19 protein-coding genes are annotated in these 18,498 nt (G+C 67.4%); 6 read left to right on the top strand and 13 right to left on the bottom strand.

Annotation, left to right across the window (positions count from 1 at the left end):
* Window positions 1-58 precede the first annotated feature (58 nt).
* The 3 genes from NI1_RS28090 to NI1_RS28080 form a co-directional block, all read right to left on the bottom strand.
* Complete coding sequence (locus NI1_RS28090; protein WP_067826380.1) at window positions 59-823, bottom strand: polysaccharide deacetylase family protein; 765 nt, start codon at window positions 821-823, stop codon at window positions 59-61.
* 29 nt (window positions 824-852) lie between these two features.
* A complete protein-coding gene (locus tag NI1_RS28085; RefSeq protein ID WP_067826379.1) occupies window positions 853-1,659 on the bottom strand; it encodes a polysaccharide deacetylase family protein in 807 nt (268 codons plus the stop codon).
* Between the two features lie 82 nt (window positions 1,660-1,741).
* A complete protein-coding gene (locus NI1_RS28080; RefSeq protein ID WP_067826378.1) occupies window positions 1,742-2,446 on the bottom strand; it encodes an SDR family oxidoreductase in 705 nt (234 codons plus the stop codon).
* A 161-nt stretch (window positions 2,447-2,607) separates the two neighbouring features.
* Between NI1_RS28080 and ggh the strand changes: the two genes are divergently transcribed.
* Entirely contained in the window at window positions 2,608-3,948 is a 1,341-nt protein-coding gene (gene ggh / locus NI1_RS28075; protein WP_067826376.1) for a glucosylglycerate hydrolase, read from the top strand.
* A gap of 3 nt (window positions 3,949-3,951) precedes the next feature.
* Here ggh and NI1_RS28070 read toward each other — a convergent pair whose 3' ends face one another.
* Together NI1_RS28070 and NI1_RS39960 are read right to left on the bottom strand one after the other, a co-directional pair.
* Window positions 3,952-5,058 carry a YeiH family protein gene (locus tag NI1_RS28070; RefSeq protein WP_439957307.1) on the bottom strand — a complete coding sequence of 369 codons (1,107 nt, stop codon included), beginning with the start codon at window positions 5,056-5,058 and terminating at the stop codon, window positions 3,952-3,954.
* Window positions 5,059-5,077: 19 nt separating this feature from the next.
* Window positions 5,078-5,209 carry a hypothetical protein gene (locus tag NI1_RS39960; RefSeq protein ID WP_281179515.1) on the bottom strand — a complete coding sequence of 44 codons (132 nt, stop codon included), beginning with the start codon at window positions 5,207-5,209 and terminating at the stop codon, window positions 5,078-5,080.
* 142 nt (window positions 5,210-5,351) lie between these two features.
* Here NI1_RS39960 and NI1_RS28065 point away from each other — a divergent pair, with 142 nt between their 5' ends.
* Window positions 5,352-6,092: a glycoside hydrolase family 25 protein gene (locus NI1_RS28065; protein ID WP_067826372.1), complete on the top strand. Its 741-nt coding sequence runs from the start codon at window positions 5,352-5,354 to the stop codon at window positions 6,090-6,092.
* Window positions 6,093-6,102: 10 nt separating this feature from the next.
* On the opposite strand, the gene NI1_RS28060 is transcribed toward NI1_RS28065, so the two are convergent.
* The 4 genes from NI1_RS28060 to NI1_RS28045 form a co-directional block, all read right to left on the bottom strand.
* Window positions 6,103-8,166, bottom strand: a complete 2,064-nt coding sequence (locus NI1_RS28060; protein WP_067826370.1) for a PhoX family protein — start codon at window positions 8,164-8,166, stop codon at window positions 6,103-6,105.
* Between the two features lie 119 nt (window positions 8,167-8,285).
* Entirely contained in the window at window positions 8,286-9,011 is a 726-nt protein-coding gene (locus NI1_RS28055) for an amino acid ABC transporter ATP-binding protein (RefSeq protein WP_067826368.1), read from the bottom strand.
* Window positions 9,008-10,747: an ABC transporter substrate-binding protein/permease gene (locus NI1_RS28050; protein WP_245663436.1), complete on the bottom strand. Its 1,740-nt coding sequence runs from the start codon at window positions 10,745-10,747 to the stop codon at window positions 9,008-9,010. The genes NI1_RS28055 and NI1_RS28050 overlap by 4 nt, the downstream gene beginning before the upstream one ends.
* A 172-nt stretch (window positions 10,748-10,919) precedes the next feature.
* Window positions 10,920-11,687 (bottom strand): LLM class F420-dependent oxidoreductase, encoded by a 768-nt coding sequence (locus tag NI1_RS28045; protein WP_067826364.1) that lies wholly within the window; start codon window positions 11,685-11,687, stop codon window positions 10,920-10,922.
* 133 nt (window positions 11,688-11,820) lie between these two features.
* Between NI1_RS28045 and NI1_RS28040 the strand changes: the two genes are divergently transcribed.
* The gene (locus NI1_RS28040; protein ID WP_067826362.1) at window positions 11,821-12,891 is read left to right on the top strand and encodes an ABC transporter ATP-binding protein; all 1,071 of its coding nucleotides are present in this window, start codon (window positions 11,821-11,823) and stop codon (window positions 12,889-12,891) included.
* Between the two features lie 26 nt (window positions 12,892-12,917).
* Here the strand turns inward: NI1_RS28040 and NI1_RS28035 are convergent, their stop codons facing one another.
* Window positions 12,918-13,424 (bottom strand): winged helix-turn-helix transcriptional regulator, encoded by a 507-nt coding sequence (locus tag NI1_RS28035; protein WP_067826485.1) that lies wholly within the window; start codon window positions 13,422-13,424, stop codon window positions 12,918-12,920.
* Window positions 13,425-13,531: 107 nt separating this feature from the next.
* Here NI1_RS28035 and NI1_RS28030 point away from each other — a divergent pair, with 107 nt between their 5' ends.
* Entirely contained in the window at window positions 13,532-14,701 is a 1,170-nt protein-coding gene (locus tag NI1_RS28030) for a thiolase family protein (RefSeq protein ID WP_067826360.1), read from the top strand.
* 57 nt (window positions 14,702-14,758) lie between these two features.
* On the opposite strand, the gene NI1_RS28025 is transcribed toward NI1_RS28030, so the two are convergent.
* Together NI1_RS28025 and NI1_RS28020 are read right to left on the bottom strand one after the other, a co-directional pair.
* The gene (locus tag NI1_RS28025; protein WP_067826358.1) at window positions 14,759-15,100 is read right to left on the bottom strand and encodes a hypothetical protein; all 342 of its coding nucleotides are present in this window, start codon (window positions 15,098-15,100) and stop codon (window positions 14,759-14,761) included.
* 28 nt (window positions 15,101-15,128) lie between these two features.
* Entirely contained in the window at window positions 15,129-15,542 is a 414-nt protein-coding gene (locus tag NI1_RS28020; RefSeq protein WP_067826356.1) for a hypothetical protein, read from the bottom strand.
* A gap of 690 nt (window positions 15,543-16,232) precedes the next feature.
* Between NI1_RS28020 and NI1_RS28015 the strand changes: the two genes are divergently transcribed.
* A complete protein-coding gene (locus NI1_RS28015; protein WP_067826354.1) occupies window positions 16,233-16,511 on the top strand; it encodes a hypothetical protein in 279 nt (92 codons plus the stop codon).
* Window positions 16,512-16,522: 11 nt separating this feature from the next.
* Here NI1_RS28015 and NI1_RS39955 read toward each other — a convergent pair whose 3' ends face one another.
* On the bottom strand, window positions 16,523-16,822 hold the full coding sequence (locus tag NI1_RS39955; RefSeq protein WP_157535375.1) for a hypothetical protein: 300 nt from the start codon (window positions 16,820-16,822) through the stop codon (window positions 16,523-16,525).
* Between the two features lie 689 nt (window positions 16,823-17,511).
* On the opposite strand from NI1_RS39955, the gene NI1_RS28005 reads away from it, so the two are divergent.
* On the top strand, window positions 17,512-18,495 hold the full coding sequence (locus NI1_RS28005; RefSeq protein WP_067826350.1) for an o-succinylbenzoate synthase: 984 nt from the start codon (window positions 17,512-17,514) through the stop codon (window positions 18,493-18,495).
* Window positions 18,496-18,498: the final 3 nt, after the last annotated feature.

Here is an 18,498-nt window from a genome sequence, read left to right as displayed (position 1 = left end):
TCTTCTTTTCCGCTGTGGCGGACACCGGTACCACCCCCAGCCCGGTCAGAGTTGAGCGTCACACCACTTGGATGACGTCGTTGAGGGTGACCAGTTGGAGGTTGCGGTCGCGGACTATGTCCAGGAGCTGGTCGAGGATGTTGTTGACGGTGGTGCGGTTGGCGTGGCCGATGACGATGGATTGCGCCTTGAACCATTGGCGGGCGCTGTCGAGGAGCAGGCCCTCGGTGATGACGGGGGCGGTGTCGTTCAGGGTTCCGTACCACATGGTTGGGACGGTGTAGCCGGTGTCGGCGGCGACCTGGTCGACCTGGCCGTTGTGGCGGCCGAAGGGCGGGCGGTAGTAGGGGGTGCCGTCGACGCCGAAGTTGTTCCACAGGAAGGACTTCGCGCGATCCAGTTGGTCGGCTACGGCACCGGCGGAGATCTTGGTGAGGTCGGGGTGGTCCCAGGTGTGGTTGCCGAGTTGGATCTGACCCGAATCGACCAAGGGGCGCAGGGTATCCCGGTGGATCATCCAGGAGTCGTAGTAGGCGGTGACGAAGAAGGTCAGGCGAATTCCGGTGCGGCGGGCCAGATCTATGAACGCGCCTACCGCCGCGGGGTTGGCGCCGTCGTCGATGGTGAGCGCCATGTTGTTGCCTTCACCGGGCAGCGCTTGGATGGTGCCGGGGCCGATCTGTATCCGGGGTACGGCGGGCGCGGTTCCGTTCCCGCCGGTCGAACCTGTCTCCCAAGGGAATTCGCCCCGCGCGTCGCCCACCCCGGCGAGCATCGCGGCGGCGCCCGCCGCCAAGATCGTCAGCAGCCGCCGTCTATCCATGTCGAACCTCGATCAACTAACTCCACGGGTCAGCGCGGAGGCAACAAAACATCGTTGAGCGTCACCATGGACAGGTTGCGCTCGCGGATGATCTCGACCAACTGGTCGTAGCAGTGCGTCACGGCCGGTGCGTTGGCGTGGCCGATGACGATGGTCTGGGGATTGAAATACTTGTGCGCGCACTCGATCAGGTACTGCTCGGTGATCACGCCGGAGTCCGACAGCGAACCGAACCACATGGTCGGCACCGTGTATCCGAGATCGGCGGCCACCCGGTCCACCGTACCGTTGTGCCGACCGAACGGGGGCCGGTAATAGGGAGCGCCGTCCACGCCGAAGTTGTTGCGCAGGAAGGTCTTCGCCCGGTCCAGCTGCGAGGAGATCGCGCTCGCGGAGAGCGTGGTCAGGTCGGGGTGATCCCAGGTGTGATTGGCCAGCTGGATCTGCCCGGAATCCACCAGCGGGCGCAGCGCGTCGCGATGGATGGTCCAGGAGTCGTAGTAGGCGGTCACGAAGAAGGTGAAGCGCGCACCGGTGTCCTTGGCGAACTTGATGTACGCGCCGACCACCTCGGGGCTCGCGCCGTCGTCGACGGTGAGCGCCATGCTGCTGCCCTGACCGGGCAGCGCGGTGATCGTCCCACCTTGCAGCTGCGTCTTCGGCCCGCCGGGCGGGGCGGGCAGGGTACGCGGCGCGGTCGGGATGTTCGGCAGGGTGAAGGTCCCGTTCCCCGCCGATCCGGTATCGACCACGTCGTCGCCCTGGGCCTGGTTACAGGCGGCCAGGGCGCCCACGGTCCCCGCGGCGAGCAGCGTCAGCAGCCGTCGTCTATCCACCGTGCCGTTATATCCGGCATCGATGAACAGGTCACGAAATCCACGCGAAACGAATGAAATTCGGATGAAACGTAATGCATCGTCAGCGTGGGATGGGCCGCAGCACGATTTCGGTGGGGTGCGCGTCCCGCGGGGTCTCGACGGCCTGCCGCACGGCGCGCGCCACCGTCTCGGCCTTCAGGAAGTCGTCCGCCCGGTACTGCTTGCCCTCGTCGGCGACGATCGCCTGCTGCATATCGGTGTCGATGCGCCCCGGATGCACCGAGGTCACCCGCAGCTCGGGCTCCTCCAGCCGCAGCGCGTCCCCGAAGGCGCGCAGCCCGAACTTGCTCGCCGCGTACACCCCCCACCCGGCATTGGCGCGCAGCCCGGCGCCGGAATTGATCAACACCACGTGCCCGCGCGCCGCGCGCAACGCCGGGAGCGTCAGGCGTGTCAGCTCCGACACCGCTATCAGGTTGGCTTCCAACGTGTTCCGCCATTGCTCGACGGACGAATCGGCTAAAGTTCCCAGGTCGGCGATCCCGGCATTGTGCACAAGTACATCAAGCCGGTCGAAGGGCTCCACTGCCGCAGCCACCGCCGGATAGTCCGTCAGCTCCACCGGGAAACCCGTGGCATCGGGCAGTTCATCCAGGATCGGGCCGAGGGCCTCCGGCGTGCGCGCACCCAGCAGCAGCCGATGCGTCGGCGCGAGCTCGCGCGCGATCGCCGCGCCGAGCCCGCGGCTGGCCCCGGTGATCAGCGCCACGGGACGAGGGTCGCCGCTCTTTACGGAATTCGCCATGCGATCACCGTAACCGGGCGTGGATGTGCGGCGATGCTCCGGGCGAGGCTCATGGAAAGTAGGCGAACAGAGTGCAATCTGGCGATCAAGAGTCGTCCGTCGGTACCGCCGTCATTCATGCCCCGCGCGCATACCTGCGGGTACCGGCGCAGAATAGGGCGATGACGAACCCGGGGTTCACGCCCACCCAGCTCGCGGCCCGCGCCGCTTACTTGCTGCGCGGCAATGACCTGGGCACCATGACCAGCGCCGCGCCCAGACTGTATCCGCACATGTGGAGCTGGGACGCGGCATTCGTAGCGGTCGGTCTAGCTCCGCTGAGTGTGGAGCGCGCCGCCCTCGAACTGGACACGCTCTTATCCGCGCAATGGCGCAACGGCATGATCCCGCACATCGTGTTCGCCAACGGTGTGGACGGCTACTTCCCGGGGCCCTCGCGCTGGGAATGCCGGCGGCTGGCGGCCGACGCGCCGGACGGGCCGGACACCTCCGGCATCACCCAGCCGCCCGTGCATGCCATTGCGGTGCAACGGATTCTGGATCACTCCCGGCGGCACGGACGTTCCACCCGCGCGGTGGCGGAGGAGTTCCTGCAACGCCGCTGGCCGGATCTGATGCGCTGGCATCGCTGGATGGCGTATGCGCGAGATCCCAAGCAGCACGGGCGAATCACGCTCTATCACGGCTGGGAATCCGGGATGGACAATTCGCCGCGCTGGGATCGCGCCTACGAGAACGTGATTCCGGGCCCGGACCTGCCGCCGTATCAGCGCGAGGATCTGCACGTGGTCGGGGATCCGACGCAGCGGCCCTCGGATCGCGAATACGACCGGTACATGTGGCTGGTCGAGCAGATGCGCCGCTGCGGCTACGACGACTACCAGCTGGCCTCCACCATGAGCTTCGCGGTGGAGGACGTGTTCGTCACCGCCATCTTCGCGCTGGCCTGCGATGTGCTGGCCAATATCGGCGAGGACTACAAGCAGCCGCACGCCGATGTGCGGGAACTGCACGAATGGGCCGATTACTTCCGGGCGGGCGTGGTCGCGACGACCGATGCCCGCACCGGGGTGGCCCGCGATTTCGATGTGCGCGCGGACCGCTGGATCGAGACCGAGACGCTGTCCTGTTTCGCGCCGCTGCTGTGCGGCGGGCTGACCCGCGATGCCGAGCGGCGGCTGCTGCGCCTGTTCGAGGGCCCGCGCTGGTGCGGGCATCCGGATCTGCGCTATGCGCTGCCGCCGTCGACCTCGCCGGTGTCCAAGGACTTCCGGTCGCGCGAATACTGGCGCGGCCCGGTCTGGCCGGTGATGAGCTGGTTGTTCTCCTGGGTTTTCGCTCGCCGCGGCTGGGCCGAGCGCTCCTTCATGCTGCGTGCGGAAGGTCTGCGCCAGGCCAGCGACGGGAGTTTCGCGGAGTACTACGAGCCCTTCACCGGCGAACCGCTCGGGAGCATGCAGCAATCCTGGACGGCCGCATCGGTTTTGGACTGGCTGGGCTGAGGATCAGAACAGATCCCAGTGCAGCACACGGGAAGTGAGCAGCACCAGGCCGAGCGAGACGCTCGCCACCACGACCAGGCCCGCGATGGCGACCAGCAGTGGCCGCCAGCCCGCGCGGGCCAGTTCGCGCAGATCGGTGTTGAGGCCGACGCCGGCGAAGGTGAGCAGGAACGCCCAGCGGGAGACGTTCGCCAGATTCGTCAACTGCGCCTTGCTGATCCAGTGCAGGGTCGCCAGCGCCGACACCGCGAGGAAACCGAGCACGAACTTGGGGAACTTGGCCCAGACGAAGGCCGCCTTGGCGCGCACGCCGGTGGCGATCCGATCGGCCTCGCCGCGCGACGCCCAGTACGCGGCGAAACCGAGCACCACGAAACCGATGAGCGCATTGCGGGTGGACTTGACCAGCACCGCGACCTTGCCCGCGGCATCGGAGTAGGCGTAACCGGTGGCGGTGGTCTCGGCGGTATTGTCCACCGCCAGACCCGCCCACAGCCCGAACTCGTTGTCGGTCAGGCCGATCGCGTGACCGATGGCGGGCAGCGCGAACAGCGACACCGCGCCCAGCGCCAGAATCGCGGCGATGGCGTAGCTGACCTCGGAGTTCTTGGCCCGGATGGAACCGCGCGTCGCCACGATGGCGGAGACGCCGCAGATCGAAGTGCCCACGGCCAGTAGCGATCCCAGCTTGCCGGAGAGCCCGAGCAGCCGCGCCACCAGCAGGATGATCGCGCCCGCCGCCGTCATATCGATGAGGATCAGGATGAAGCTGCTCCCGCCCAGCTTCGCCACGTCGCCGAGGACGAACCGCGACCCCAGCGCGACGATGCCGACCTTGAGCCAGAATTCGTAGCTGCCGACGCCGGGTTTGAAAATCCGGTGCACACCAATGGTATTGGCGATGATGAGCCCGAAAATAATGGCCCACAGGACGTATTCGATATCCGGGAACCGCCAGCCCTCGTGATGGGCCAGCTTGTTCACATAGATCTGGGTGTACTTGGCCGCCACGCCGACCGCGGCGAGCAGCAGGATGCCGGGCAGCAGTTCGAGCAGCTTGCGCGGTCCGCTCGTCACCGCCGTAACGCCGGCAGGTCGGTCCTTCGAGATATCCACAGTGCTCACAGGGTCACCACGGAATCTTGGGGAGAACACCGGCCACGGCGGCCAGCACGATGGCTCCGGCGAACAACACCGATCCCCAATCGGCATCGATGCGGGTGAGCCAACTCGACGGCTCGGATTGCGATTCAGAACTCATGGGCAGCATGGTCTGCGGCGGGGGCGGACCGCGGAAGCAATGGACTCAGCCTGATTCGAGTCCGCAGAATGGCAAATTTATAGCGAATGTCACAGGCGTGGCTCCCGTCGAATCAAAGGCATTCGACCTAGCGTTTTTGTGCATGACGCGACATAGCCTGATGAAAGCAGTCGTTTTCGCGGCTACCGGCATCTTCTCGGCAACGTCAATGGGTGTGGCTTCGGCCGACGTCACCGGGCCGGATGTGGCGTCCTGGCAGCATCCGGGCGGGCAGCCCATCAACTGGTTCGCGGTGCGGAACGCGGGCCACACCTTCGCGATGGTGAAGGCCACCGAGGGATTGAACTACGTCAATCCGCACTTCATCCCGGACAGCCTGGCCATGCGGGCGGCCGGAGTCGCCCGGGGCACTTATCATTTCGCGCGGCCGGCGCTGCCGCCCGAACCGCAGGCGGCGCTGTACGCCGCGATCGTGCTGGGACAGAACGGTCTGCTCGACCTGCCACCGGTGCTCGATATGGAGGACTCCGGCGGGCTGCCCCCGGACGCGCTCATCGACTGGACGCATCGGTACCTGAATACCGTGCAGGCGCTGACCGGCCGCGTGCCGATCATCTACACCTATCCGCGCTTCTGGCAGACGGCGATGGCCGACAGCAATCAATTCACCCGGTACCCGCTGTGGATCGCGGATTACCGCGGCAATGACGAACCGGAGGTGCCCGGAGGCTGGCCTGCCTGGACCTTCTGGCAGACCAGCGACTCCGGTCAGATCCCGGGCATCGCGGCAGGCGTCGACCTCAACGTCTACAGCGGCGCCCAAGGCGATTTCGGCGCCTACGCCAACATGCCGTTCAGCGGCAGCGGACGCGGCAGCAGCTAGCCCCCTCGGGTCAGACCCCGATCTGGCCGTTGCCCGACTTCCAGACGACGACCACGGCCGGGCGCGGCTGCGAGGTGCCGCCGTCCGGCCAGTGCGAACCCGGCTTGTCGGCGCTCGCGCCCTCCAGCTCACCCGGATGCTGCACGCAGACCATGACCCGATCCTTGGTGACGATCGGCCCACAGGTCTCCGCACCGATCGGCACGGTGAGGAACTGCTTGGTCTCGCCGCGCTTCTCACCCTCGAGGGTCACCGAGAACAGGCCGTCGTTCGACTTGAGCGCGTTGCCGTCGGTGGAGATCCACAGGTTGCCGTGCGGATCGAAGGCCAGATTGTCCGGGCAGGAGATGGCGCTGACCTTGTTCTTGTCGAAGCCCGCGAAATAGGTGTCGGCGGTCTTCGGATCACCACAGACCAGCAGCAGCGACCAGGTGAAGTCGGTGCCCGCGTGGTTGTCCACCAGCTCCAGGATCTGCCCGTTCTTGTTGGTGTTGCGCGGGTTCGCCTCGTCCACGCCGGGCTTGCCCTCGGCGCCGCGGTTGCTGTTGTTGGTCAGCGCCACGTACACCTTTCCGGTGAGCGGGTTGGGCTCGAAGTCCTCGGGGCGGTCCATCTTGGTGGCCCCGACCTTGTCGCCGGCGAGCCGGGTGAAGACCGCGACCTCTTCGGCGGTCATGCCCTCGACCAGCGACTTGCCCTTGCCGTCGGCGCCGGTCTGGAGCAGCGGAATCCACTGGCCCTTACCGGTGAAGCCCTTGTCGGACGGGACCTTTCCGCTGCCGTCGATCTGGCCCGCGTGATCGCCGGTCAGCTTGGCGACATACAGCGTGCCCTCGTCCAGGATGGTCATGTTCGCCTTGCGCGAGGCGGCGGTATTGCCCGACTGGATCTTCTTGGCGGACACGAACTTGTACATGTACTCGAACCGCTCGTCATCGCCCGAGTAGGCGACGACGGTGCCGTCCTTGGTGACGTAGATGTTCGCCGACTCGTGCTTGAACCGGCCCATGGCCGAATGCTTGACCGGGGTGGCGGTGGGATCCCACGGATCCACCTCGATCACGTAGCCGAAGCGGTTGGCCTCGTTGGGCTCCTGCGCGGTATCGAAGCGCTTGTCGAAAGTCTCCCAGCGGCGCGGCATTTCACCCTGGCCCGCACCCGGGTGGCCGAGACCGTAGCGCTTGCCGCGGGCCTGGCCGGTCGGGTCGGCGATGACGCCGCCGAAGTACTGGTTGAAGTTCTCCTCGCCGGAAAGTACGGTGCCCCACGGGGTCACACCGCCGGAGCAGTTGTTGAAGGTGCCCAGCACCTTGGTGCCGGTCGGATCGACCGAGGTCTTGAGGAAGTCGCTGCCCGCGGCCGGACCGGTCACCTTGAACTCGGTGGTGCCGGTGATGCGGCGGTTGTACTGGCCCATGACCGGGGTGAGCTTGCCGCTGCCGGATTCGCCCTTGACCTCGACCACCGAAAGCCCGTGCGCGGCAATGGCGATCTCGAACTGCTCGCGGGTCGGCGCGTCCGGGTTGTAGCCCAGGAACATGGCCGGTTCGGTGGTGTACTCGTGGTTCACGACCAGCAGGAACGAATTGTCCTTGCCCTCGATGGGCAGCAGCGCCGCGTAGTCGTTGTTGAAGCCGAACTGCTTGGCCTGCGCGGCGGCGGTCTGCTTGGCGAAGTCGAACTTGGGCGCGTCGGCGACCACCGGGTCGCCCCAGCGGATGACCACGCTCTGCTCGTAGCCCTTGGCGGTGACCAGGGCGTCTTCCTTGTTGGGCGCGACGGCTTCGAAGTCGGTGCCGATACCCGTGCCCGGGTTGGCCTCGGCGGCGTCGGCCTTGTCGTCACCGCAGGCGGCGAGCAGGCTGCCGGTGCCGGCGGCCAGCACCAGCGCGGCACCGCCCTGGAAGACGCGGCGGCGCGAGATCGCGGCGACGATATCTCCGAAGTAATCACCGGCGGAGGTGTTGGGGACCTCGTGGAAGCACGCGTTGCCGCACTTGTACTGGCAGGTCACGCTGGAACGCGACGAGGCGCCGTCGTGCTTCACGAAGAGACTGAGGGGTTTGAGGCTCACTGCATGCTCCCGGTTCGGTCGGTCGGGCGCACCGTAACCAGGCCAGGAGAGACGCAGGGGACGAGAAGGTGAACAACCGACCAATTAGGTAGCCCTAAGTTAGCCGGTCGTGCGCTCGTCTACAGCACTTGCGAAAGGAACTGGCGCAGGCGCGGGGTCTCGGCATTGTCGAAAAGCTGATCCGGCGTGCCGGTTTCGACCACCTGACCATGATCCATGAACACCACCCGGTCGGAAACCGAACGGGCGAAACCCATCTCGTGGGTGACCACGATCATCGACATACCGCCGCCGGCCAGCTCCGACATCAGCGCCAGCACGCCCTTCACCAACTCCGGGTCCAGCGCCGAGGTGGCCTCGTCGAAGAACATCACGTCCGGTTTCATGGCGAGGGCGCGGGCGATCGCCACCCGCTGCTGCTGGCCGCCCGACAGATTCGCCGGGCGCGCATCGGCTTTGCCCGCGAGCCCGACCGTCTCCAGTTGCTGCACGGCTAACATGCGGGCCTGCTCCTTGGACAACCCGTGCAGTTTGCGCGGGCCGATCGCGATATTGTCGGCCACCGTCATATGCGGGAACAGATTGAAATGCTGGAACACCATGCCGATGCGCTGACGCAGGCGATCCGGGTTGTCCTTCAGCACCGATTCGCCATCGAGCAAAATGTCGCCCCTGTCGGGCTCGTGCAGGCGGTTGAGCACCCGCAGCAGCGTCGACTTGCCCGAACCCGACGGCCCGATGACCGTGGTGGTCTTGCCCGCGTCGACCTGGATGTCCACGCCGCGCAGAATCTGATTGCCGCCCAGCGTCAGGTGCAGATCGGTAGCGGTGAGGGAGGCACTCATGCTCCACGCCCTTCCGTGACGACCGCCTGCTCGATGGGTTCGGCGGGATTCTCGGGACGGCCGGTGCGCAGCCGCTTGTCGATGTAATTGACCAGGTGCGTCAGCGGCACGGTCAGCAGCAGGTACACCAGACCGGCCGCCACCAGCGGAGACAGATTTCCGGTCTGCGCGTTCAGGTCCCGGCCCACCGCGAACAGTTCGCGCTGCGAGGCCAGCAGACCCAGGAAGTAGATGAGCGAGGAATCCTTGATGAGCGCGATGAACTGGTTCATCAGCGCGGGCAGCACCCGGCGCACACCCTGCGGGATGATCACCAAGGTCATGGCCTGGCGGTAGCCGAAGCCGATGGCGCGGGCCGCCTCCATCTGACCGGCCTCCACGGACTGGATGCCGGAGCGGAAGATCTCACCGATATAGGCCGAGGCCAGCAGGGCCAGGGCGACCGCGCCCAGCCAGTACGGGTTGTTGCCGGTGACGCCCTTGACCACCGGGCCGATGCCCAGGCCGATCAAGAGGATGATCACCACGGCGGGCAGGCCGCGGAAGATATCGGTGTAAATCCGTGCGGGCCAGCGCAACCAGCGGGTGCGGGAGATGCCCGCCACCGCGAGCAGCATGCCCAGCACCGTGCCCAGCGCACCCGAAACCAACGCCAGGATCAGGGTATTCGGCAGGCCGGTCTTGATCAGGTCGGGAAAAGCCTTGCGGTACAACGACCAGTCGAAGAACGTGTCCTTCAGCTGCTGGAGCGTGGACTTCGGCTGGACGGCGGCGCTGTCCGGCTTGTCGCCCGCGTGCTCGGCGGCGATCTTCGCGAAGTCCGGGAGCTGTGGGGCGGCAACCGCTTTCGAGCCCGGTTTCCAGCCCGGCGGCAGTTCGCGCGGGACCCAGTCCTCGTACAGCTTGGCGTAGGTGCCGTCGGCGATCACCGCGTCCAGGCCGGAGTTCAGCGCGTCGATCAGCGGCTGATTGTCCTTGCGCACCGCGTAACCGACGAAATTGTTGACGCTGAAGGTGTTCTCGATGATCGAGGTCGGATCGCCCGGCTTGATCGCGCCGATGGCCTGCTGCGACGGGGCGACCCAGGCATCGATCTGACCGGACTTCAGGTTCGCGTAGGCGGTGTTGTAGTCGGGGAACTTCACCGGATCCAGGTGCAGTTCATTGACCACGTACTCGTCCTGCACGGTGCCCTGCACCACGCCGATCCGGCTGCCCGGCTTCAGATCCGCGAAGCCCTTGATGGCCGAGCCGTTCGGCACCACCAGCGAGAAGTAGCCGAAGTCGTAGCCGTTGGTGAAGCCGACCAGCTTGCGGCGGGCATCGGTGGTGGTGATGCTCGACGAGCCCGCGTCGAACCGGTTGTTGGCGACCTGGGCCAGCAGACCCGCGAACTCGGTGCCGGTGAACTCCACCTGCAAACCCAGCTTCGCGCCGATGGCCTTCAGCAGTTCGTTGTCGAAACCGGTGAACGCGCCCTTGGAATTGACGCAGATGCTCGGCGGGGCATCGGAGAGGGTGCCGACGCTGAGCTTGCCCGGGGTCAGCAAGCCCAGCTTGCTCACGTCGATCTGGTTCAGCGGCACCGTGGACGCGGTCGTGAACCGATCCGCGCCCGCGGCTTGCTGACCCGTAGCCAGATTGGTGGGCGCGGCACTGGCGGCGGCCACGCCCGGAGGTGAGCAAAGATCACCACTGGTGGGCGCGGCGCTGCTCACCCCCGCGCCCAGCGTCATCGTGCCGAGCAAGGTGGTCAGCAGCACTCCCGCGACCGCCAGGATGCGGGGCTGCCGCCGGGATCGCCGGGGCGCTGCCGAGCGCAAGGAAACCATGACAAATCACCCTAGTGGGGGTGAGCTGCGATTCCAGTGTTGCGGTCAGCGGGATTCGGTGAGAATCACATTCGATTCAGAGCGAGTCGCGCCAGTGCACGGCTTCGGCGACCTTGGTCAGGTCGTAGTCCGGGCCGCCGGTCCCCACCGTGAACAGGGTCGCACCCGCAGCCACGAAATCGGGCGCGTCCGCCACGCCCGGCCAGGCCACCGACTTCTCGATGGCGGCGACATCGGTGCCGACCTCGTCGCAGTGTGCCGACAGGATGCTCGACTTGGCCTTCAACGCGTCCAGGTCGGCGAAGCTGTGCCAGATCGAGGCGTACTGGGCGACCAGGCGCAGCGTCTTCTTCTCGCCACCGCCACCGATCAGGATGGGGATATCGCGCACGGGCTGCGGGTTCAGTTTGGCCAGCCGGTCGGTGAGCCGGGCCATCGAGTCCTTGAGCAGCGCGAGACGGCTTCCCGCCGTACCGAATTCGTAGCCGTACTGGTCGTAGTCCTTCTTGAACCAGCCCGCGCCGATGCCGAGGATCAGGCGGCCGTCGCTGATGTGGTCGACGGTGCGGGCCATATCGGCCAGCAGATCCGGATTGCGGTAGCCACCGCCGGTGACCAGCGCACCCAGCTGCACCCGCTCGGTCTGCTCGGCGATCGCGCCCAGCATGGTCCAGCACTCGAAGTGCGCGCCCTCCGGATCGCCGTACAGCGGATAGAAGTGATCCCAGTTGAAGACGATGTCCACGCCCAGATCCTCGGCGCGACGCACCGCATCGCGAATCAATCCGTAATTGGGGGCGTGCTGGGGCTGCAACTGCACACCGATGCGGATCGGATGGCTCATGCGCACTCCTTTATCGACTGAAAGCAACGGGCGATCGACACCCCGCCCATTCTGCCCCTCGGCTAGTCTCTTCGCCGACCCTCGAACTCGGATCGTCCGGCACGTTCCTGCCGGTGAAGGGATGTGATCCACCGTGGCTACGGTGACATTCGACCAGGCCACCCGGCTGTACCCGGGCTCCGACAAACCCGCCGTCGACGCATTGAACCTGGAGATCGCCGATGGTGAATTCCTGGTACTCGTCGGGCCTTCCGGCTGCGGCAAGTCCACCTCGCTGCGCATGCTCGCGGGCTTGGAGGAGGTGAGCGGCGGGCGGATCCTGATCGGGACCAACGACGTCACGCACGCCGAACCCAAGGAACGCGATATCGCCATGGTGTTCCAGAACTACGCGCTGTACCCGCACATGAGCGTGGCCGAGAACATGGGCTTCGCCCTGAAGATGGCGAAGGTGTCCAAAGCCGAACGGCAGGAACGGGTCCTGGAGGCGGCGAAGCTGCTGGACCTCGAGCAGTACCTGGACCGCAAGCCCAAGGCGCTCTCCGGCGGTCAGCGCCAGCGCGTCGCCATGGGGCGCGCCATCGTGCGGCAGCCGCAGGTGTTCCTGATGGACGAACCGCTCTCCAACCTCGACGCCAAACTGCGCGTGCAGACCCGCACCCAGATCGCGCAGTTGCAGCGCCGGCTCGGCACCACCACCGTGTACGTCACCCACGACCAGGTCGAGGCCATGACCATGGGTGATCGCGTCGCGGTGCTGAAGGACGGGCTGTTGCAGCAGTGCGCCTCGCCGCGCGACCTGTACCGGAATCCGGCCAATCTGTTCGTGGCCGGGTTCATGGGATCGCCCGCCATGAACCTGTTCACGCTGCCGGTCAGCAACGGGACCGTGACGCTGGGCGGGTGCCCATTGCAGCTGCCGCGTTCGGTGGCGGCGGCGACCGGGCCCGAGGTCGTGGTCGGCGTGCGGCCCGAGCATCTGGAGATCACCGGGCAGGGCACCGGGATCGCCATGGAGGTGGACGTGGTGGAGGAGCTCGGCTCCGACGCCTACGTGTACGGGCGCACGCTCGGTGACGGGGAAACGATTGTGGCGCGGGCGGATTGGCGGAACCCGCCGGCCAAGGGCGCGCAGCTCACCCTGGTCGCCGATGGGGAGCACGTGTACTTCTTCGCGCCCGAGGACGGGCGCCGGCTGAACTGAGTGACGCCGGGGGCGTGGCCATCGGACTACTTCCGGTGGGCGCGCCCCCGCTTCCGCCACCAGCTCGGGTTCACCCGCACGCGCAGGTTCTCCAGGGCGACTTCGTTTCCCGAGGCGCTGCGCAGTTCGACCTGGACCGGTTCGCCGGTCGCATCCTCCAGGCGTTGCAGGGGCGGTTCACCGTCCTGGAGGTATTTGTCGCCCCATTGCCAGAGGGCGACCACGGCGGGCAATAGATCCGCACCCATCGGGGTGAGCACGTATTCGTGCCGGGTGCGCTTGCCCTCCTCCTGGTAGGGGCGCTTCTCGAAAAGCCCCGCCTGCACCAGCTTCTTCAACGCGTTCGACGCCGCCGCATCGGTGATGCCGATCCGTGCCGCGAACCCGTCGAACCTGGTCGTGCCGTAGTACGCCTCGCGCAGCAGCAGAATCGCCGAGCGCGTCCCGACCAGGTCCATCGCCTTCGCGATCGAGCAGTCCTCGGGCTTCCACGCGCTCAGATCACCGAGCTTTCCTTCCAATACGGCAGGCATGAGGCACATCATACCCAAGCTGACTTGCCTCGACTATTGCCAGCTCCTACCCTGGCTTTAGAGCGACAAAGTCAGCCGCCAGCAGGCGGCTTCCGGAAGGAATCGCAATGAGAGACGCAGTCATCGTCGAAGCGGTCCGCACACCGATCGGCAAGGGCAAGGCGAACGGTGCGTTGCACGGCGTGCATCCCGCCGATCTGTTCGCGCACAGCCTGCGAGAAGTGGTGCGGCGCAGCGAGATCGACCCCGCATTGATCGACGATGTGATCGGCGGCGTGGTGACCGCGGTCGGTGAGCAGGGCTCCAACCTCACCCGGCGGGCGGTCCTCGCCGCCGGATATCCGGAATCGGTGCCCGCGACCACCGTCGACCGGCAGTGCGGCAGCAGCCAGCAGGCGATTCACTTCGCGGCACAGGGCGTGATCGCCGGGGCCTACGACATCGTGGTGGCCGGTGGCGTGGAGTCGATGAGCCGGGTTCCCATGGGCGCCAACCTGATCGGCGCGGACGACATCGCGGGCGTCGGCTTCGCCGAACGCTACCCCGAGGGCCTGGTCCCCCAGGGCATCAGCGCCGAACTGATCGCCGCCAAGTGGGGCCTCACCCGCACCCAGCTCGACGAATTCGCACTGAGCAGCCACGAAAAAGCCGCCGCCGCAACCAAGAACGGCCTCTTCGACGCCGAACTCGCCCCCTTGAACGGGCTGACCGCCGACGAAGGTATTCGCACCGGCAGCACCCTCGACAGCCTCGCCGCCCTCCGTCCCGCCTTCTACAGCGAGGACATGGCCGCCCGATTCCCCCAGATCGGCTGGAACATCACCGCCGCCAACGCATCCCAGATCAACGACGGCAGCTCGGCCACCCTCATCATGACCAGCGAACGCGCCGCCCAACTCGGCCTGCGCCCCCTCGCCCGCCTGCACAGCTTCGCGGTAGCCGGCGACGACCCGCTGTTGATGCTGACGGCCGTCATCCCCGCCACCCGCAAAGTCCTGCAACGAGCCGGCCTCGACCTCTCCGACATCGACCTGTTCGAAGTCAACGAGGCGTTCTCCTCCGTGGTCCTGGCCTGGGCGCAAGACACCGGCGCCGACCTGTCCAAGGTGAACGTGAACGGCGGCGCCATCGCCCTCGGCCACCCCCTGGGCGCATCAGGCTCCCGCCTCGCCACCACCCTCGTTCACGCCATGCAGGACCGAGGCGCCCGCTTCGCCCTCCAAACGATGTGCGAGGCAGGCGGCCTGGCCAACGCCACCATCTACGAACGGCTCTGAAGTCGAGTGGCACACCAGTGCGAAGATTCGTCCGAATCCGCCGCGCTGGTGTGCCACTCAACCGGGTTTCCCTGCGGCGAGGAGCGCTACGAGGAGGCCCAGCACCCACGAGAGGGCTACCAGGGGGAAGACGAGTAGCGCTGTGGGCCACGAGCGCTGGCGGAATTGGACTTCGCGCAGGATCCACAGGGGGACGACCATCAGGGTGATGGCGATGCCCGCCCAGCCGATGGCGTAGGCGAGCGGCAGGTGACGGGAATCGGCCGGCGCGTGCAGCAGTACCGCGTACTGCGGTACGAGAAGCGCTGCGAACCAGCCGAATCCAGCACCCAGTAGGTAGATCAGCACGGCAACGGTCAGGTCGATCGGCCGGATCGGCGGCCGTCCATACTCCGCCATACCTCCGGGATGCCCAGCGCGAGGCGATTCAGTCCGCGATCGCGCTGGTCACCAGCACATGGCCCGCCGCGCCCGCGACGAGGATCACCGGTACCGCGATCGCCAGCGCCAGCCAGGGCCGCTTACGACCGGTCAGCGCCGCCACCGAGGTGATCACCAGGCCGGTGATCAACGCCAAAGACATGCCGCCACCGGCGATCACCAGACCCCATAAGGCCGAGCTCGGCGGCCGCACCAGAACACACTGCACCGAGAAGTCCTTCTTCGCGGTGCACCGGTTGTGCACCAGGTCGAAAATCTTCCCGAACAGGTCGTATCCGAATCCGAACATGGCGACCACCGCCACGAGGAACACCCCACCGCCGATCCCCAGATCGACCATGCTCAGTCCCCGCTTCGACGCGGCGGCCCCACTCGCCGCGCCCCCGTCGTACTCGCTCATGCTCCCCTTGCTCCCCGAACCGGTAGCACTCGCAACCGATCCCGCGTCCCCGTCGAGCCCACGTCCGGTCCCGGCCGCCGCCCACTCGCCGGTATTCGGCCCGGCCGGATGCGACCGATTCCCAACCGCGCCTGCCGGATTCGACCGATTCCCAGCCAAACCCCCTGGATTCGACCGATCACCGGTCACACCCGGCTGCTTCGGCCACTCGCCCGTCGACGGACCCGCCTGCTTCGGCCAATCACCGGTCGGCGGACCGGCCGGCGATGGCCATTCCCCGCTCGGCGGCCCGGACGGTGGCGGCCATGCGCCGCTGTTCGGCCCGGAGGGCGACTGCGCGCGCCCCGAATCGCGTGGCCCCTGCCCATACGGGCCCGACACCGAGCCCGGATTGTCACCAAACCTATTGGTCGGTCCCTCGTTTCCGAGTCCCGTCCCCGCCCGCCGCCCGCTCTGATCAATCGGCGTCTGCCAGCTACCACCCGGCGCGGAGCCGGCCATCGGCTCGCCGCCGAGCTTGTTCGTCGGCCGACTATCCGGTGAACGATCCACTCCCCCACCGGTATTGCCATCCGGTCCCGAACCTCCAGCAACCCCACCCTGGTTCCGGGCGGGTGCGACATCGGTCGGATCATTACGCCCGATCTCCCCGCGCGGTCGTGATACCGGCTGCCGCGGCCCCCCGCCACCTTGCGCGCCACCGGTCTGCCCCGGCCCAACGGCATGTCCCGGGCCACCGGCATGACCGGATCCACCCGCACCTCCGGGCGCGGGCCGCCAACCCGGTTGATTCGCACCGGGCTGTCCCGGCGCACCGAACGGTTGCCCACCGCCGGGTTGTGCGGAGCCGCCCGGATACTGCGCACCTCCGGGCTGCTGCGACCCGCTGGTCTGACCGGACCCACCCGGTTGTCCCACCCCACCGGGCTGATTGGAACCACCAGCTTGTCCGGGACCACCGGTCCGTAGGGGCCCACCGCCTAGTCCGGAACCTCCCGCCTGCCCAAGGCCCCCGGGTTGGCCTGGGCCTCCCGCCTGCCCAGCGCCCCCGAGCTGACCTGGGCCCCCAAGCTGACCTGGGCCTCCCGGCTGTCCGGGGCCGGCGGGCTGTCCGGGGCCGCCAGGCTGACCTGGGCCGCCAGGCTGACCTGGGCCGCCAGGCTGACCTGGGCCGCCAGGCTGACCTGGGCCGCCAGGCTGACCTGGGCCGCCGGGAAATTGCGGTGCATTCGGTTGGCCGAAGGGCTGGGGTTGCAGACCAGGTTCGGGGCGCGGTCCACGCTGGGGACCGACCGGCGGGTTGTTTTCCGGCCTTGACGGACGGGACAGGTGCGGGCCGAAATCGGCTGCCGCACCACGAGACTGCGGGCCCGGACCAGTGGCGGTCGGGGGATAGGGACGGGCGGGTGGTGGTGTGCCGGGCGGGCCGGGCGGGGTGTGCTGCGGGCCGCCAATGGAATTCGGTCCTTCGTCGGGTCCCCAGGCCGGTGGTGCCGGCGGTTCGGGGGTGCGGGCTTCCGATGATCGATTCGATCGGAGGGTCTCCACGTCTTCCTGACGAGATTCCTCTGGCGGCTTCATGATGTGCGGGCTCCCCCCGGGTCGTTCGACACTCTGACCGCATTTTGAACGGCTCACCGCGCCACCGCCACCCCATAACCAGGCACGCTACGGCGATCGATCCCGCGCACCGCTGGTTCACCAGGCGTGACGGGCGATATCCGACTACTTCGAGTAGCCGGTGCCGTGGTTCACCGCGCGGACCCCGGCCGCCGCACTCGTAGTGCTCAGCGCGGCTGGGTTCGAGATCTTGCCTGCGGCAGCAGATCGCGGCAGAGAGCGCACCGGATGAACGGTGCGCCCGGATCATTGGCGCGATTCCGTCCGTTCGATACGGCACTCGAGCGGACGCCATCTGTCGCGAAACCGATCGCCGGGGGCGGTGAGCTGGGCGAGTAGGGTTCGGGCAGTGAGCGAGAACGGTGGTGGGGCGGAGTTCGGGGCGGCCGTGGTTTACGCGATCCCGTTGCGGACGCGGTTTCGGGGGATCACGGTGCGGGAGGGGATGTTGATTCCCGGGCCGGTCGGGTGGGGCGAGTTCTGTGCGTTTCCCGAGTACGACGATCGGGAGGCGGCGGCCTGGCTGGCTACCGCGGTCGAGCAGGCGACGGTGGGGTGGCCGGAGCCGGTGCGTGATCGGGTGCCGGTGAATTGCATTGTGCCCGCCGTGGGGGCGGAGCGGGCGCGGGAGATCGTGCGCGAATCCGGGTGCCGGACAGCGAAAGTCAAGGTCGCGGATCATCCGGAGTCGCTGGGCGAGGATTTGGAGCGGGTCGCGGCGGTGCGGGAGGCGCTCGGGCCGGGCGGGGCGGTCCGGGTCGATGCCAATGCGGTGTGGGATGTGGATACCGCTGTGGAACGGATCAAGTTGATCGATCAGGCCGCGGGCGGGCTGGAATATGTGGAGCAGCCGTGCCGGACCGTCGAGGAGTTGGCGGCGGTGCGGCGGCGGGTGGATGTGCGGATCGCGGCCGATGAATCGATTCGGCGGGCCGAGGATCCGCTGCGGGTCGCCGTCGCCGGGGCCGCGGATGTGGCGGTGCTGAAGTGCACGCCGTTGGGCGGGGTGCGGCGAGCGCTGGCGGTGGCCGAGGCGGCGGGGCTGCCTTGCCTCGTGTCCTCGGCGCTGGAGACCAGCGTGGGGCTGGCGGCGCAGATCAGGCTGGCGGCCACGCTGCCGGCGCTCGAATTCGCCTGCGGGCTCGATACTTTGTCGCTGTTCACCGGCGATCTGGTCGCCACGCCGCTGCGTCCGGTCGATGGATTCCTGTCCGTGCCGGAGACCGCGCCCGAGCCGGATTTAGAACTGCTGGAGCGGTACCGGCATCCGGATCCGGAACGCGAGCGGTGGTGGCGGGAGCGGCTGGATCGCGTTCGGCAGCTGCTGCCCTGATCA

The organism is Nocardia inohanensis NBRC 100128 (assembly GCF_001612945.1).
Lineage (GTDB): Bacteria > Actinomycetota > Actinomycetes > Mycobacteriales > Mycobacteriaceae > Nocardia > Nocardia inohanensis.
Note: the sequence above shows the minus strand (reverse complement) of the source record. Positions and strands in the feature narration are given on the sequence as shown.

Bases quoted from the DNA above. Each gene is read 5' to 3' on its own strand.
- NI1_RS28055 (WP_067826368.1), bottom strand. From the start codon at position 9,011: ATGAGTGCCTCCCTCACCGCTACCGATCTGCACCTGACGCTGGGCGGC.
- NI1_RS28045 (WP_067826364.1), bottom strand. From the start codon at position 11,687: ATGAGCCATCCGATCCGCATCGGTGTGCAGTTGCAGCCCCAGCACGCC.
- NI1_RS28080 (WP_067826378.1), bottom strand. From the start codon at position 2,446: ATGGCGAATTCCGTAAAGAGCGGCGACCCTCGTCCCGTGGCGCTGATC.
- NI1_RS28030 (WP_067826360.1), top strand. From the start codon at position 13,532: ATGAGAGACGCAGTCATCGTCGAAGCGGTCCGCACACCGATCGGCAAG.
- NI1_RS28020 (WP_067826356.1), bottom strand. From the start codon at position 15,542: ATGAGCGAGTACGACGGGGGCGCGGCGAGTGGGGCCGCCGCGTCGAAG.
- NI1_RS28025 (WP_067826358.1), bottom strand. From the start codon at position 15,100: ATGGCGGAGTATGGACGGCCGCCGATCCGGCCGATCGACCTGACCGTT.
- NI1_RS28035 (WP_067826485.1), bottom strand. From the start codon at position 13,424: ATGCCTGCCGTATTGGAAGGAAAGCTCGGTGATCTGAGCGCGTGGAAG.
- NI1_RS28090 (WP_067826380.1), bottom strand. From the start codon at position 823: ATGGATAGACGGCGGCTGCTGACGATCTTGGCGGCGGGCGCCGCCGCG.
- ggh (WP_067826376.1), top strand. From the start codon at position 2,608: ATGACGAACCCGGGGTTCACGCCCACCCAGCTCGCGGCCCGCGCCGCT.
- NI1_RS39960 (WP_281179515.1), bottom strand. From the start codon at position 5,209: ATGAGTTCTGAATCGCAATCCGAGCCGTCGAGTTGGCTCACCCGCATC.
- NI1_RS28065 (WP_067826372.1), top strand. From the start codon at position 5,352: ATGACGCGACATAGCCTGATGAAAGCAGTCGTTTTCGCGGCTACCGGC.
- NI1_RS28050 (WP_245663436.1), bottom strand. From the start codon at position 10,747: ATGACGCTGGGCGCGGGGGTGAGCAGCGCCGCGCCCACCAGTGGTGAT.